This window comes from Branchiibius cervicis (assembly GCF_042661605.1).
Taxonomy (GTDB): Bacteria; Actinomycetota; Actinomycetes; order Actinomycetales; family Dermatophilaceae; genus Branchiibius; species Branchiibius cervicis.
On the sequence record NZ_JBHSWJ010000002.1, the window covers coordinates 83,462 to 98,531 of the forward strand.

A 15,070-nucleotide genomic window follows, 5' to 3' on the forward strand; every position below is an offset into this window, starting at 1 on the left:
GCGGGCGGACGCTCGCAGGCTCGGCACTTGGCAAGCGGGCCGCCCCCTTTCGGTCTGCGGCGCAGAGCTGACGGCAAGCTCGAACACGACCCGGCCACGTATGAGGCGGCACGAGCCATCGCCGATATGGCGCTCGACGGCAATACCCCTAAGGCCATTGCGGCAGAGTTGAATCGACGAGGTATCCGCCCGACGCGCGCCGAGGAATGGCGAGCGGGCAGCGTCCGGCAGCTTCTCCTCTCGCCGGGATTCGCGGGGCTTAGCTCACTTCGGGAGCGGACGGCCAAGGGCGGTTGGCGCGCGATTGCTGAGGTCTACCTCGACGCAGAAGGTAACTCCGTCTCAGTCGGCGACGGCGTGATTACCGAGGCCGAGCGCGAGCGCATCCGAGCGTCGATCGCGTCCCGCGCCCGAGCCACGCCAACCGGCAAGCGCGGCGTCCGGCAGCCGAGCGGTACCTCGTCGCTACTGCGAGGACTGGCGGTGTGTGCTCACTGCGGCTCTGCCGCGAGCATCGTCGGGAAGGCGAGCGGCGCCGACCCCTCCCAGCGTTCCTACGCGTGCTTGAACCGGCGCACGGGCGGGAGCTGCGAGGGCTCCTCGGCGGTGTCCGGCCTCGTCGATGAGGCGGTTACGTCGACATTCCTGCGGCGTCTCTCGCTGCTGGACCCCGAGCACAGCGAGGGCGACGCGGAGCTGTTAGCGGCGATCGCTCAGCGATGGATCACGACGAACAACCCTGAGGCCGACGCTGAACGCCAGCGACTAGCCGAAAGCTTGCAAGCCCGCGAGGCAGCCGTCGAGAACCTGCTCGACCTCGCCGAGTCCGGCGCTCTGTCCGGCGACCGGCTCCGCCACCGCATCGAGCGCGCGGAGGCAGCCCGCGACTTGGCGGCGCGAGCGCTGAGCGAACTACCGACACCGGACGCGGACCTAGCCCCCTTGCTCGACTTGGCGCAATCTCGCGACGCATGGGACGCGCTCGACCTCGCGGAGCGTCGCCGGTTGCTAGCGCTCGGCCTGTCCCGTGTGGAGCTTCTGCGAGCGCCCGTGCGGGGCAGCCGGTTTCGTGGCGGCGATCGGGTGCGGCTGGTGTGGCATTCCGGGCGCGCTGAACCGGGCGGGGTCCCGAGCGAGCGACCATCACGCTTGCCCACGGGTGACGAGGTCACGGCGCTTCGGGCGCTCATCGCTGACGGCGATCGCGGCGCGCTGGTCGAGCGCGTCGTCGAGCTTCTCGCGGATGGTGTAAGGGCGACCGCGCTCGGTCCGGCGCTGGGAGCGGACCTCGGGTACGGACGGTCGTGGGCCGATTCGATCCGGCGCCGGGCGTCGGTGGCTGTTTCACCGGAATCTGCGCGGTCGACGTTTCAGGATCGGGTTGGGCAGTAGGCGCGCGTAGTTCAGTCGATCGCTTAGCGGTGTATCAAGTGTGCAGAACACGACCGAAGGATCGCGCCGCGCGAGAGCCGCGCCTTACCGCTTCACGGCGACTTGCGGCCGAGCCTTGACCGCCGCTTAGCGGTGTCCTATCTGTACGCAACACGAGGAGCCACCTTCCCCGCCCCCTTAGCGGTGTCTTACGTGAGCAACACCAACGACCGCCCGCCCCACCCGCGAGCGGTGTTATCTAAGTGTCCGCAACAGAGCGAACGTGCGGACCGCCGGACCCTTCCGGCCCCTGCGACCCCTGAAGGGCGCACCCCATGACCAACACCCTGACTTGCCGCGTGTGCGGCTCGCCGTTCACCGCCCGCCGTGTGGACGTCGCGAAGACATGCTCGCAGCGATGCCGCAGCGCCGCGCATCGTCAGCGCATCGCCGAGGATCGCCGCGAGCTGCTGAAGCTGCGCGCCTTGCTCGCTGCCTGACCCCCGACCCCGCCCGGCCGTCTTCCTTTCCGGCCTCGCGGGCTTCCTGCCGCACGCCGAGCACTCCTTCTCGGCGTGCGGCGCTGGCCGGTTCGAGTCGCTTGGGATGCCGACTCCTGGCCGGGCGGCTCGCCGTGTCCTCGTGACGCGGCGGGCCGCCCCTTCTACCTATCTATCTACGGAGGCTGACTGATGACCGACCACACTCCGGCATCGGAACCGACTGGCCGCTCGACCCGCTGGGAGGCTCTGAGCGCCGCGCTGGACGCCCGCGACGCCGCCCGTGCGGCTGAGCTTGATACCGCGCGCCGTGAGGCCGAGCGGGCCGCTGCTGCGGCCGCTACGCCGCCTGTCGCGTCGGCGAGCGACGTCGGTATCGGTGCTGGGACGCGCAGCGGTAGCGGCGGCGGGCTCGACGCTGCGATCGCCGCGCTTCAGTCCGGCCTAGCGCGGCTACCCGAGGGCACGCCCCGGCGGCCGTTCTAGAACGCCCCACCTACCCAACCTCGCCCGGACCGCAACCCGGGCGATGCATTTACACACACCGGCCGAATGTTGTTGCGGCCTCGGCCACCTAAGGAGTTCCCATGACCATCCTCGCGCCCGTTGACCTCGCAGGCCCGATCGATCAAGGTCGCCTGCAGGCCTACGACCCCGCGCTTCCTGGCGACATGGCCCTATCGACCTCGACCCGGCAGCAAGCGGCGCGTATCGAAGCATGGCTCGAAGGCGCCGCCCCGCTGGCGGGAATCGCCCTCGACCCGCCGCCGCGCTACCGCGCCAGCTTCGAGCGCGCCGCCGCAGCGACCCGCGAGCCGCTGACCTCGGTAGCCGCCGACGTCGCCCGCCGATTCGTCGACGGTGAGGACACGGCCGAGCTGCTGGCCGAGGCAACCGAGCGCGCCGCCCGCGCCGAGTTCAGTTCGTCTCTGGTGCTCGACCTGCTGGACGGTTACGACTTCGCCGCCGCCGCCGATCGCATGAGCGCGGTCGCCGGGCGGCTCTCGAAGCCGTTCGCAGCGGCGGTGAAGGCGCTTACGGCGGCGGCTGCCGACTTGCCTGAGCCGTGGCTCGCTAAGCCTGATGTTGTGAGTCAGTTCGCTGGGTACGACGTGCCGAGCTGGGATGAGGCAGGCGCGTTCGGGCAGGCCGCGAAGGCTGACCGGAGCCTCGCGCCCACGGTGTGGAAGGCCGAAGACGCGCTCGCCCGGCTGGCCGCGTGTGCCGTGACCCGACACGATCACTGGCTCTCAGAGGTCGTCGCCTTCGACGAGGAGGCAGACACGATCGGCAATGACCGCCTAAAGCTGAGCATCTTCGAGGCCCACGGCGTCGCTGACTTGGCGCTCGTTGCGGTCGCCCGCGGTGATCTGCCGAGCCTGTCTTTCAAGCTGCGGCAGCCGTGACCGCGGTCGCACTCGCTACCCCGCCGCCCGAGCCGTCACCGGTTCGGCTGGACCGTTGCCGGGCTGAGCCTGTCGTCGCCCCAGCCCGCCCGGTCGACGTGGCCGCGCTGCGTGGCGCTGCCCGTCGTGTCGTGCTGGACGCTGCCGCGCTGGCTGCGTTGCTTCACGAGCTGGACGAGACGCAATGGACGGCGGGCGGGACGCACAGCCCGGCGACCGGGTACGCCGACCCGGTCGGAGAGGTTGCGACCGACGGCCGTCGCCTCGCCTTGCGGGCGCGGATGGTTGAGGCCGACCGGGTGCTCGGCGACGCGGCCCGCGCGTTGGTCGTGGCACGTCGCAAGATCGAGGCCGTGCTCGACTGACACCCGGGGTGTCAGCTCGACATCCGGCCCCATGACCCGACGCCGGGGGTAGCCCGCTAACGCGGCTGCCCCCGGCGCCGCTGCCCCCGGCGCCGCTGCCCGGCACTGCCTGCCCGTACCCGGTCCTGCCCCCGCCCCCGTCTCAGTCTGGCCATGTTGTGCCTGCGAGGCGCGGGCGACTGTCGCGTGTGTTTGGGCTCGGTGCCTGCGTCTCGCGGTGTGCGCGCGTCGGCGTCGGGCTTGATCGTGTGGGAAGTGCGGACGCTTCGGGCGACTCACCGCCGCGCGGGCAGGGTGGCACGGCGCGGGCCGAGGGTCGCCCGATCCTTGCGAGCCTGTCGCTCTCGGCTCGTGCTCGACTAGATCGCCGAGCACGCGAGCGACGACTCGAACGCATGATGACTCGAACACTTCGGCAAGCTCGACCCTCTCGTCGGTGCTCGAAGGCTCGAAGGTCCGGCCGTTGTCGCCCACACGACACCGACGCCGTTAGGGGCGCTCGCGGCGTCCAAGGTGTCGGCACGCGATCGCGTCTGTCTTCGCTGGGCGAATCCCATTGCAAAACAGCTTAATTCGAGCCGGACCCGGGCAGGGTACCCCAAGCGCCGCCTCGGGACGTTGCCCACATGCGAGGCGATCGAGCGTGACCGGGCCAATTTTCGCCAAATAAATCGACCCGCCAAAGCCCAAGGAGGCACCATGCCCAATCCGACGCGCCCCCGAGGCCGTCCTAGCCCCTACGGCGCACCGGCTGAGCCCGAATTCGCCGCCGCCGTAGCTGAAGGCTACGAGCCCGCTCTCATCGCGTGCCGTGACCTGCTGAGCCGCCGCCTGGACGGGGGCGTACCCGCCCGTGAGGTCGCCGCGCTTGTCTCGGTCGCCCGTGCGGTCGATAAGGCGATCACCGAACTACGAGAGGCAGGGCAATGAGCTTCGAGGATGAAGACCTCGTGACGTTGCGCGAGCTGCGCGACGTGTGTACCGACCAGATCGCAGCCGGTCTGCCCGCCCGCGAGCTGGCCGCCGTGGTGCGACAACTGCTGCACGTACTCGCGGCGATCGAGGACCGCACGCCCCCATCGGCTGAGTCCTGGGTCGAGTGGTTCCGGCGTCGCTTCCACGCTATGAAGGCCGCCGACCTCGACCTCCGAGTCGACCGCCGCCGTGAAATCGAGTCATGGAAAGCCGCATGGCTGCTCGACAACCCCGAGCCGCCGAAGCCGGTACGCCGCGACGCGCCCAGCACCCCCAACGCGATCGCCTACGGCACAGACGAGCCGGACGAGTGACCGGCCGGACCGCCAACCGTCGCTATCGCGCCGAGCGGGCCGCCGTCCTCGCCGTCTCGGACGTCTGTTGGCTGTGTGGCGAGCGTGGCGCGGACACCGTCGACCACGTCGTGCCGTACTCCCACGGCGGCACCGACAACCGCGCCAACCTGCGCCCTGCGCACCGCTCCTGCAACTCCGCACGCGGCAACCGCGCCCCGACCCGCTTCGCCGACCTCGGCGACTTCGGCGACTGGTGAGCGGCCACCCACACCGACGAAAGGCACTGCTATGACTACCCATTCGCACCGCTACCACGCGATCGCCGCCCGCGAGCACCGCCTCGGCACCGCCTTGGACTCGATGTGTCCCTGCGGAGAGCGATCGCTCGTCGTCGTAGCACCTGAGCGAGGCCGTGCGATCCTCGGCGGCGTCCGCCCGAAGGGTGCCCGGCGTGGCTGAACCGAGCCTCATTCTGCGCGCCTTCGCATGCGGCTAGACACGTCGCGTAGCTGCCCAAGCTGCCCCGATGAGGAGCTAGCCGCCGACGTCACGACGACATAGCCCGCTCAGCTCGGGTGGGCAGATCGCGCCCCGCTTAGCGGTGTCTCTATCGGACCGACCCGCCGCGCACCCGCGCGAGCGGCCAACGATTCCCAGCCTTCGGGCTGGCCTGGGTCGAGCGGACCCTTTAGCCGAGCTGGTCACTCGGCCGATGTGACAAGCCGGGGCGTGACGAGCGCCCCGGCTCGTCGTATCGCTCCGCTCACTGATCGCCGCGTGTCCTGACCTGGCGCACGGCCCGAATACCGCTCGACTACTAGGAGATTCGCCCAATGAGTACAACTCTCGAACCGATCGACGACCACAACCCGCGCTGCCTGCGACGCCTCGCCGGGCGCCGCTGCCGCCGCGAGTCTGGCCGCACGTGCGCCTGCTCGAACCCGCTAGCTGCCCTCGATCACGCCCGCTGCTACAGGTTCGACGGCTCGCGCGTCGTGATCGCGGCGCCCTACAGCCTCGACGCCGCCGCGCTCGACGTCCTGGCCGCCGTGTGCGACGCCGAGGGCCTCGCGTTCGCTGTCGGCGAGCCCGGCACCGGACCGCACGCCGAGGCCGCCGCCTTCCGCCTCGGCGGCGACGAGGGCTCGACAACCCCCGTTGTCCTTGCCCGTACCACCGAGCTGGCCGACGCGGTCGCCGAGAGCTTCGAGCTGTGAGCGCCGTCGCCGGTTTGCCGGACCATGCGGAGCTGACCTATGCCGACGCTGCGCTTGAATACCTCGCCGCAGGGTTCGAGCCGCTCCCGCTGCCCGCGGGCGACAAGTACCCGCCGCCGTACGGCACTACGGGCGCCCTCGCTGCGCCTGTGACGCCCGCTGACGTCGAGGGCTGGCGCCGAAGCATGAAACACGGCAACACCGCCCTACGGCTGCCTGACGGAGTTGTCGGCATTGACGTCGACGACTACGACGGCAAGCCCGCCGCCGATACCCTCGCCGAGCGTGAAGCACAGTGGGGCGCATTGCCGCCCACTGCCATGACGACCTCACGCGATGGCGGGGTGTCGGGTATCCGGTTGTATCGCGTCCCGCCGGGCTCCCGGTTCCCGGGCAGTGTCGGCGAGGCGATCGACGTTATCCAACCCGCCCACCGGTACGCCGTTGTTTGGCCCTCGGTGCACCCCACGGGTGCGCGCTATCGGTGGCTGCATTCGGTCACCCGCGAGCCGATCAACGGAATCCCTACCGTCGCAGAGCTTCCCGAGCTTCCCGCCGGTTGGGTCGCCGGGCTGTCCGCGCTCGCGCCCGCCCGGACCGAGCACGGCACCTACGATGCCGCGTGGCTGGACCGCCTCACCGACGGCGACCCGGGGGAGCGCCTGGCGGGCAAGCTCGCGAGTCTGCTCGAAGCCCTCGACACTGGCACCGACCGGCACGCCGCCGCGCTGTCGTTCGTCGGTGCGTTGTGTGTAGCTGTTGAGCGCGACGAGCCGGGCACCCGGGCCGCGCACGACGAGGCTTGCGCGGCGTTCCTGGCCGCGAAAGGTCACACGCCCGAGGTCGAGGCTGAGTGGGCGCGGTTGTTCCCGGCTGCGATTGGGTTCGCCGTCGAGGTCGTCGCCGACGATGCCCGGCGCGGGTTCGACTGGCGCAAGTCGGCCCCGTCCACGGCACGGCCGCAGGCCGCTAGGCCGGCGGGTCGGCCCGTCCGGTCGCTGGCCGGGCAACTGCTGAGCCGGTCGGGACTGCGAGCCCTGCCTAAGCCCGAGCCGCTGATCGCCGACACCCTCGACAAGCACTCGGTGATGATGCTCGCCGGGTACTACGGCACCGGTAAGAGCTTCGTCGCCCTCGATTGGGCCGCGAGCATCGCCACGGGCACACCGTGGCTCGGGCGCCCGGTCGAGCGTGGTCGTGTGCTGTACGTCCTCGGTGAGGGCGCCTACGGCGTACACGCCCGGCTCGCGGCGTGGGAGCTGCACCACGGCGCCGCGATCGAGGACGGGTGGCTCGACGTGCTGCCCGTGGCCGCGCAGATCGCAGGCGATGACCTGCCCGAGGTCGAGGAACTGGTCGCCGAGCGCGGTTACGCCCTCGTCGTGTTTGACACCCTCGCCCGCATGAGCGTCGGCCTCGAAGAGAACAGCGCCCGCGATATGGGCGTGTTCGTCGCTGCGCTCGACGCGATCCGCCGCCGCACCGACGGCGGGTCGGTCCTGGTCGTGCACCACAGCGGCAAGGGTGACCGGGGCGATAGTCGGGGATCCTCGGCGATCGGTGGTGCGATGGACATCGTCTATCAGGTCAAGGGCGATGGTCGCGGCACATTCGAGCTGATCCGCACCAAACGCAAGGAAGGCCCGACCGAAGACCGGCACGCGCTCGCGCTGCGCGAGGTCGCCGCCTCAGTGGTCGTGGTCGAGGGCGACCCGGCGACGACGAGCGCAACGGCAACCCGTGACCGGATCGCGAACGATATCCGCGAGTACCTGCACACGGTCGCGGCGCACGAGGCGAGCGAGGTCTTCATCGGTCAGACCCAGATCGCGGCCGCCGTGTCCGGCAGCACGAAGACGATTCGAGAGACGCTGGCTCGCATGGCTGCTGCTGGCTTCCTCTGCGTCGGTAAGCGCGGCGGGTACGCCTTACCCACCGTCGACCCCGGCCCGGCAGCGGCAGGCTCGGTCACCGGCGCTGGCCCCGACCCGCTGCCGCCCGGCTGGGATGCCGCCCTCGACTGAGCACCTGCAACACAACGCCCCGGCGTACCTCCTCACGAGGTCGCCGGGGCGTTCTGCGTTGTGGATAACGTGTGGATAGAGCGTGCCCCTGCGATGGGCACGGCGGCCATCGTGCCCACCGACGTAGGCACGATGGGCACGCATGGGCACGATGAACGCCCCGAGCCACAGAATCCGCCGGAATGACGGGCAATTCTGCCGTGCCCATTGCGGCCGATTCGATGGGCACGAGCCCACCGTCTCGCGTGCCGTGCCCACCGCGTAACCCTTAGTTACGCGGGATGGGCACGCCGAGGCACGGCGACAGGCTTACATATCCGCGAAGAAGTCCGCCCGCACCGTGACGTCCTCGACCGTCCGCTCGCTAACCGCGACGCCGAGCCGGTACTCCTTCAGCAACTCGCACAACCGCGCCCCGTCGATGAGGTCGAGCGGCGGCGCACCGTCCCGCGTCGATTCGGCCTTCGCGTCCGCTGTGAAGGTGCCTGTCGTGATGAGAAGGCCCTTGTCGCCACGGCCCGCCATAGCGCCGCGGAAGTCGCGCACCGCCCCCGCGCCCACGCTGCCGCTGTACCGCTTGCACTGGAAGAAGACCGGGAACGAGACAAGCGACATTCGATACACCCCGAGCCCGTCGATGCCGCCGTCGCCGGTCCGCCCGGTCACGGTCGCGCTCACGAATCCGGCCTCACGTAGGAGCCGTTGCGCGAGCCGCTCGAACCCGGCCGGTGGCATCGCCATGAGCGAGTCGAGGAGCTGCTCCTGCCACGTCAGCTCGGCGGGCTCGCTGTCCTCGTCCTGGCGGGTCGCCCCGCGGCCGGGGCCACGCTTCGCGCGCGACGCCGCGATGTATTCGAGTCGCAGCGGTTCTAGCTCACCCTCGGCGACCGTGCTCCCGCGCTCGGTCAGCGACCACACGCCGCGCTGAGAGTTCGTTGCAAGGCCCATGCCCTTTAGATACGTGCGCGCCCACGCGAGCCGGTACTCAATCTCGGTGCTCGGCCCGTCCTTGTGAAGGACCGCCTGCGCGTCGTCGCTGAAGTCCTCCCGGCGTAGCACTTCCTCGACTATCTCCTCGATCGAGGCAGACCCACCGAGAGCACGCAGCCCTTGCACGGTCGGCCAGAGGAGTTGTTGATACTGCGGGATTCGGGCGTCCACGGCGTGAGGGTATCGCCGCCAGACGTCAGCCGCTCGTCTCCGCAGCATCGGCGGTGAGTCTCCGCTGTATGGCCTCGTCGACTTCCCGCTCCATCCGAGGCAGATAGATGCTCTTGGCCGCCCACACGTCCGCAGCCGCCCCCTTCAGCTTCGCGAGTTCGGCCGTGCCGAGCGGTCCCGCCTTGCGCTGAACCACGGCTCGCGTAATCGGGAGGTCTTCCTCGTCGGCAGGATCGCGGATGAGCGCGTCCACATAGCCCGATATGTGCTGCTCGCCTGTCAGTGACATCTGATGACGCAGTTTGACCAATAGCCCAAGGTCGAACTCCGCGCGACGCTCCCGGATCACGTCACGGCGTGTCTGCTCGGCCTGCTGCGATGCGTAATAAATCGCGTAGACCGCGATCGCGACGCCTAGAAGGCCTGAGAACCCGCTCAGGTAGTCGAGCCAATCGTGACCGGAGGCTTCCGAAACGGCCGTACACATGCCGCGATGCTAGCGCCGAGCCTAGACACGGCACGCGCTCGCGATGCGCGCGCCGGGCGCAGCGAAACGCCCCGCCCCCTGCGACAGGGAAGCGGGGCGCTCGCAGCCGCGACGCTCAGTCGCGCACAGCCGCCGCCATTTCGACCGCCCACGGCACGCCCGCTGCTTCGAGCTGCGCGAGAGTCTCGTCGACGGTCTGCCCTGCGTCACGGCCAGCCACGAGCCCGACCTCGGCGCGTGCCCCCGTCAGGGTGTCGAGCGCCGCCGCCGCGTCGCCGCGCTGTAGCTGCTCGATCGCGGCTGCGATGAAGTCCTGCGCCGTGGTTGCTGCGTTCATGGTTCCTCCGTTTGATCGGTCCTGCTCACTGTGTACGACAATGCTCGAATGGCTGGCATCCGACTTCGTGCTCCCGAGTTGCAAGGCCGAGGCTGGCTGAACACGGGCGGCGAAACACTGACGTTGGCCTCGTTGCGAGGTCGCATATTGATAATCGACTTCTGGACTTTCTGCTGTGTCAATTGCCTCCACGTGCTCGATGAGTTGCGGCCCCTGGAGGAGAAGTACGCCGAGGAACTTGTCCTGATCGGCGTGCACTCACCCAAGTTCGTGCACGAAGCCGACCCGGATGCTCTGGTCGCCGCGGTCGAGCGGTATGGCGTGCACCACCCCGTCCTGGACGACCCGGAGCTGACGACCTGGCAGGCCTACACCGCCCGCGCATGGCCGACTCTGGTGGTCATCGACCCCGAGGGCGCCATCGTGGCTTCGATGTCCGGGGAGGGTCACGCGGCCGGGCTGGCCGGCCTGATCGACGAACTCATCGTCGAGCATCGCGCCAAAGGCACGCTGCGGCAGGGTAATTCGCCCTACGTCCCGTCGACTCCGCAGGCCACTGCGCTGAGGTTCCCGGGGAAGATCGCCGCCCACCATGACGGCTCCTTCCTGGTCTCCGACACCGCGCACCACGAGGTCGTCTGGTTCGAACCGGACCTGAGCACCGAGCGGGCCCGGTTCGGCGGATTCAACGAACCGCAGGGCCTTCTGGTGCTGCCGACGCAAGTGGCCGAGCGGGTTGGCTACGACGTCGTCGTCGCGGACAGCGTTCATCACCAGATCCGGTCAATCCGACTGTCCGACGGCCACGTCCAAGTGCTGGCCGGTACGGGGGAGCAGTTGCGCGAACGCTCGGGCGGCGGGGCCGCGCTGAAACAGCCGCTGTCGACACCGTGGGATGTGACCTGGTGGATCGATCGCGTGGTGATCGCGATGGCCGGCACCCACCAGCTGTGGGCGTTGCATCTGGCCGCCGACCCGACGGACAACACCGTCGCCGTCCTCGCCGGCACCTCCGCCGAAGGGATCCGCGACGGAGCCGCGCACGACGCGTGGCTCGCGCAACCCTCCGGACTGGCCACCTCCGCCGACGGCGCGCGGGTCTGGATCGCCGACGCCGAGACTTCCGCCTTGCGATCCATCACGCTTTCGGACGAGGGATTCGTGCTGAAAACCCATGTGGGTCAAGGACTTTTCGACTTCGGCTATGTCGACGGGCCCGCGGACGAGGCTCTCCTGCAGCACCCGCTCGGGGTGAGCGAGTTGCCCGACGGCACGGTAGCGATCGCCGACACCTACAACGGCGCGATCCGCCGCTACGACCCGGTGAGGGACGAAGTCACGACGCTGGCGACGGGGTTGGCGGAGCCCAGTGACGTTCTCTTCGCCGGCCACTTGCTGGTGGTGGAGTCCGGTGCGCACCGGGTGCTCGCCGTACCCGTCCCCGAGGACGCGCAACGGATCGAGGGTGACTCGCACACCACTGCGCGCCCGGCCACGCCACTCGCGTCGGGCGCCGTCACGCTGACCGTGGCCTTCACTCCGCCCCCCGGTCAGAAGCTCGACTACCGGTACGGCGATCCAACCCAACTCATGGTGTCGGCGACTCCCGGGGCACTGCTACGCGACGGCGGCGGGACCGGTGAGGGTCTCACCCGGCACCTGGTCTTGGACCCTGCCGTCGGCGACGGCACGCTGCACATCTCGGTGCGGGCTGCCGCCTGTGACGGGGACAGCGAGCACGCGGCCTGTCATCTCTACCAACAGGATTGGGGTATCCCGGTCGTGCTCGACGACACCGCGGACGCACACCTGCAACTGGACCTGCGCGGGGTGTGATCCGGATCAGTCGCTCGGGACCGAAGCATGGGCGGTTATGGGCAGTTTCGGCCAACCGGCGCATCGACCCCGCCGCAGCGACCAGTATGGCGATGTGGACGTACCGCTGACGCAACTGCTCCTCGAGGGCACGGCCGGAGAGGCCTTCACGCTGCCGTTCCCCAAGGGCCCCGCGACCGGGTACGAGTGGCAGTGGACCCTGCCCGACGGTGTCACCCGGCTGCCCGATCTGCCGGATCCGCCCGAGGTGATGATGCCCGGCGCGCCGGACGGCTCGCTTCCGCAACTGTTGGTGGCGGATCCGGGTGACTACGAGGTGTACGGCGAATTCGGGCGCCCGTGGGAGGCGGCACCTGAGCGTCGCGTCCTGATCACCGTGCAGATCCGGTAGGTCGGTTCCGAGCAGTCGAAGCGCGCGCGTGCACCTGCGGCCGAACCGTCGTTCCGGTCCCACTGGGCCGCTCGAGCACCAAGCGCGCGGCCGCCTGACCGATCTGCCGGGGCTGCAGGTCGAGCGCGGTGACCGGCGTTTCCAGCGTGAGTAGGTCGGGTCCGTCCACGGTGCAGGCCACCAGCAGGTCATCGGGTACCCGGCGGCCGAGGCGATGGGCGGTCGCCAGCGCACTGGCCCCCAGGCCCTCGTGACAGACCAGCAGCGCGTCGGCCCAACCATCCTGCAGCAGGGCGCGGATCTGATCGCGGGCATGGGTGGGTGTGACAGCGAACGGGATGATGCCCCGTCGTACCACGCGACCGGTGCTCTGCTCCCATGCGTCGATGGCCGCCAGCACGTTGCGTCCCCACCACAGCACCGGGTCGACGACCACCGCGGCAATCCGACGGGCACCGGCATCATGCAGCAGGTCCAGTGTCGCTCCCACGCTCGCCGTGGTGTCACTGTCCACCGTCCACGTGTCGGGCGGGAGGCGGTCGGTCGTCCCTTCGCACAGCACGGTGGGTTTGCCGGACCGGCTGAGCCCCTGCAGCACAGGGTCATTCGTCCGCGGCTCGGCAATGATGACGGCGTCGACCGCCAGCTCGGACAGCTGTCCCGGGTCGGTGCTCGGCGGGATGATCGACAACGCGGTCGCTTCCTCCAGCAGGACCTCCGAGGCGCCGATCATCAACTCGCCGTAGAAGGCGTAGTTGAGGCTCGACGGTGGCAGCAGGAGGCCGACGGAACCGAAGGTGCTGCGACGCAGGTTGGCCGCGACCGGATTCGGGCGGTAGCCGAGTTGCGCCACCTGGTCGTTGACGCGTGCCCGCGTCTCCGGGTGGACCCGGCCGTTACCGCTCAGCACGTGCGAAACGGTCGTCGGTGAGACCCCGGCGGCGAGAGCGACGTCCCGGATGGTCACGCGCCGACTGGTCATGGCGGTCACCTTAGCCGCGAGCGCGGCGCGGACCCGAGAGGTGGTCCTGGGGTCCGCGCACGGCGAACGAGTTTGTCCGAAAGCCTTGCCAAAACGATTTGGCACGCCCTAGCGTTGCCGTTCATCGCAGCGTTGCGCGTCTTTCCCGACTGAAATTTGCATGGGAGTTCGCATGTCCCAAGAAGTCATCGCCCAACCCGGTCAGCCCGGCCAGGCCGTGGAGGCTGCCGGCCGCGTCGAGCGCCGCTCCATCGACGTCGTTCCCCTCGATGAACGCCACGGCAGTCTGCGCAGCCTCGGTGCCGTGTGGTTCGTCGCCAACATCAACCTGACCGCGATGGCCACGGGCATCGTGTGCCTGGGGCTGGGTGGCACCTTGTTCTGGACCCTGGTCGCCATCATCGTCTGGGCCTTCTTCGGCACGGTCTTCATGGCGTTCCACTCCTCGCAGGGACCGCATCTGGGACTGCCGCAGCTGGTGCAGTCCCGGCCGCAGTTCGGTTACGTCGGAGCCGCGATCACGGTGTTCGTCTTCGCGCTGGCCAACTACATCGCCTACAACACTTCCGATGCCCTGCTGTCCAGCGATGCTGCCCACACGGTGCTGCATCTACCGCTCTGGCTCGGCTACCTGCTGGCCGCCGGAATCGCCGCCACGATCGCGATCTTCGGCTACGACCTGATCCACAAGATCAACCGCATCCTGACCGTGCCGGTCATCGTGCTGATGGTCTTCGCCACGATCGCGGCGTGCACCAGCGAGCACTTCAGCGCCGCGCTCTTTGCGCCAGGTCCCTTCCGGCTCGCGCCGTTCATGACCACGTTGGCCATCGTCGGCGGATTCCAACTCGGCTGGGCGCCGTACGTGTCGGACTATTCGCGCTACCTTCCGGCGAGCACCAGCACCAAGGCCAGCTTCTGGTGGACCTTCCTGCCCAGTGGACTGTCCGCGGTCTGGGTCTTCGGGCTCGGCGCGGTAGTGGGTGCGGGCACCGGCCAGGCCAACCTGATCCCCGCGCTGCAAGCGGCCGGCAACAACCTGTTCAACGGCGCCGGCGACATCATCGTGGTCGGTCTGCTCATCGGACTGCTGGCGGTCATGGCCATCAACCAGTACGGAGGCAGCCTCACCATGCTGTCGATCGCCCACTCGCTCAAGCCGTTCAAACCCGGCCGCACCGCACGGGTCGCGACCATCCTGGCAATGGCGGTGATCGTCTGGCTGATCTCCGCCTGGGTCGGCGAAGCACGCTTCAACGAGTTCTACGCCAGTGCCCTGATCTATCTCGCGTACGCCTTTACCCCGTGGACCGCGATCAACCTCGTCGACTTCTTCTTCGTCCGCCACGGTGTCTACGCGGTGAGCGAGATCTTCAAACCCGACGGCATCTACGGCAGGTGGGGCTGGCGCGGCAACACGGCGTACGTGCTGACCATCCTGGTGATGTTGCCGTTCATGGTGAACGCGCCCAAATACACCGGCTTCCTTGCCGCCAAACTGGGCGGTGTTGACTACTCGATCCTGATCGGCCTGGTCGTCGGCGCAGCGCTCTATTGGCTGCTCACCCGCAACCTCGACCTGACCCGCGAGCGCGAGTTGGCCGCCAACGACCCGATCTATGTCACCCACGATCTGCGGGAGGGGATCGACGCGTGAGCGCGGCGGAGCTGATCCTCACCGGCCCGATCTGGACGGGTGATCCGGCCGGGTCGTGGACCGAC

The 15,070-nt window shown here is 69.2% G+C and carries 17 protein-coding genes; 13 read left to right on the forward strand and 4 right to left on the reverse strand.

Annotated elements, in window-relative coordinates:
• The first annotated feature begins 27 nt into the window (after window positions 1-27).
• The 10 genes from ACFQBT_RS00645 (at window position 28) to ACFQBT_RS00690 (ending at window position 8,154) form a co-directional block, all read left to right on the forward strand.
• Window positions 28-1,392, forward strand: a complete 1,365-nt coding sequence (locus ACFQBT_RS00645; protein WP_377819903.1) for a recombinase family protein — start codon at window positions 28-30, stop codon at window positions 1,390-1,392.
• A gap of 314 nt (window positions 1,393-1,706) precedes the next feature.
• Window positions 1,707-1,871 carry a hypothetical protein gene (locus ACFQBT_RS00650; RefSeq protein ID WP_377819905.1) on the forward strand — a complete coding sequence of 55 codons (165 nt, stop codon included), beginning with the start codon at window positions 1,707-1,709 and terminating at the stop codon, window positions 1,869-1,871.
• A 192-nt stretch (window positions 1,872-2,063) separates the two neighbouring features.
• Window positions 2,064-2,357 (forward strand): hypothetical protein, encoded by a 294-nt coding sequence (locus ACFQBT_RS00655; RefSeq protein ID WP_377819906.1) that lies wholly within the window; start codon window positions 2,064-2,066, stop codon window positions 2,355-2,357.
• A 101-nt stretch (window positions 2,358-2,458) separates the two neighbouring features.
• The gene (locus ACFQBT_RS00660; protein WP_377819907.1) at window positions 2,459-3,277 is read left to right on the forward strand and encodes a hypothetical protein; all 819 of its coding nucleotides are present in this window, start codon (window positions 2,459-2,461) and stop codon (window positions 3,275-3,277) included.
• Complete coding sequence (locus tag ACFQBT_RS00665) at window positions 3,274-3,642, forward strand: DUF7169 domain-containing protein (protein ID WP_377819908.1); 369 nt, start codon at window positions 3,274-3,276, stop codon at window positions 3,640-3,642. Before ACFQBT_RS00660 ends, ACFQBT_RS00665 begins: the two co-directional genes overlap by 4 nt.
• A 699-nt stretch (window positions 3,643-4,341) precedes the next feature.
• On the forward strand, window positions 4,342-4,572 hold the full coding sequence (locus ACFQBT_RS00670) for a hypothetical protein (RefSeq protein WP_377819909.1): 231 nt from the start codon (window positions 4,342-4,344) through the stop codon (window positions 4,570-4,572).
• Window positions 4,569-4,931 (forward strand): hypothetical protein, encoded by a 363-nt coding sequence (locus ACFQBT_RS00675; protein ID WP_377819910.1) that lies wholly within the window; start codon window positions 4,569-4,571, stop codon window positions 4,929-4,931. The genes ACFQBT_RS00670 and ACFQBT_RS00675 overlap by 4 nt, the downstream gene beginning before the upstream one ends.
• On the forward strand, window positions 4,928-5,170 hold the full coding sequence (locus ACFQBT_RS00680) for an HNH endonuclease (protein WP_377819911.1): 243 nt from the start codon (window positions 4,928-4,930) through the stop codon (window positions 5,168-5,170). The genes ACFQBT_RS00675 and ACFQBT_RS00680 overlap by 4 nt, the downstream gene beginning before the upstream one ends.
• Before the next feature lie 576 nt (window positions 5,171-5,746).
• Window positions 5,747-6,130 (forward strand): hypothetical protein, encoded by a 384-nt coding sequence (locus ACFQBT_RS00685; protein ID WP_377819912.1) that lies wholly within the window; start codon window positions 5,747-5,749, stop codon window positions 6,128-6,130.
• The gene (locus ACFQBT_RS00690; RefSeq protein ID WP_377819913.1) at window positions 6,127-8,154 is read left to right on the forward strand and encodes an AAA family ATPase; all 2,028 of its coding nucleotides are present in this window, start codon (window positions 6,127-6,129) and stop codon (window positions 8,152-8,154) included. Before ACFQBT_RS00685 ends, ACFQBT_RS00690 begins: the two co-directional genes overlap by 4 nt.
• 309 nt (window positions 8,155-8,463) lie before the next feature.
• Here ACFQBT_RS00690 and ACFQBT_RS00695 read toward each other — a convergent pair whose 3' ends face one another.
• The 3 genes from ACFQBT_RS00695 to ACFQBT_RS00705 all read right to left on the reverse strand — a co-directional run bounded on the left by ACFQBT_RS00695 (window position 8,464) and on the right by ACFQBT_RS00705 (window position 10,139).
• Window positions 8,464-9,315 (reverse strand): restriction endonuclease, encoded by an 852-nt coding sequence (locus ACFQBT_RS00695; protein WP_377819914.1) that lies wholly within the window; start codon window positions 9,313-9,315, stop codon window positions 8,464-8,466.
• Between the two features lie 25 nt (window positions 9,316-9,340).
• Complete coding sequence (locus ACFQBT_RS00700) at window positions 9,341-9,802, reverse strand: hypothetical protein (protein ID WP_377819915.1); 462 nt, start codon at window positions 9,800-9,802, stop codon at window positions 9,341-9,343.
• A 115-nt stretch (window positions 9,803-9,917) separates the two neighbouring features.
• Window positions 9,918-10,139: a hypothetical protein gene (locus ACFQBT_RS00705; protein ID WP_377819916.1), complete on the reverse strand. Its 222-nt coding sequence runs from the start codon at window positions 10,137-10,139 to the stop codon at window positions 9,918-9,920.
• Window positions 10,140-10,187: 48 nt separating this feature from the next.
• Between ACFQBT_RS00705 and ACFQBT_RS00710 the strand changes: the two genes are divergently transcribed.
• The gene (locus ACFQBT_RS00710) at window positions 10,188-11,975 is read left to right on the forward strand and encodes an NHL domain-containing thioredoxin family protein (protein WP_377819917.1); all 1,788 of its coding nucleotides are present in this window, start codon (window positions 10,188-10,190) and stop codon (window positions 11,973-11,975) included.
• A gap of 94 nt (window positions 11,976-12,069) precedes the next feature.
• A complete protein-coding gene (locus tag ACFQBT_RS00715) occupies window positions 12,070-12,366 on the forward strand; it encodes a protease inhibitor I42 family protein (protein ID WP_377819918.1) in 297 nt (98 codons plus the stop codon).
• Here ACFQBT_RS00715 and ACFQBT_RS00720 read toward each other — a convergent pair.
• Window positions 12,347-13,348: a LacI family DNA-binding transcriptional regulator gene (locus ACFQBT_RS00720; RefSeq protein WP_377819919.1), complete on the reverse strand. Its 1,002-nt coding sequence runs from the start codon at window positions 13,346-13,348 to the stop codon at window positions 12,347-12,349. The two genes, ACFQBT_RS00715 and ACFQBT_RS00720, sit on opposite strands and share 20 nt — an antisense overlap.
• A 172-nt stretch (window positions 13,349-13,520) precedes the next feature.
• Between ACFQBT_RS00720 and ACFQBT_RS00725 the strand changes: the two genes are divergently transcribed.
• Window positions 13,521-15,005, forward strand: a complete 1,485-nt coding sequence (locus ACFQBT_RS00725; protein WP_377819921.1) for a purine-cytosine permease family protein — start codon at window positions 13,521-13,523, stop codon at window positions 15,003-15,005.
• Window positions 15,006-15,070: the final 65 nt, after the last annotated feature.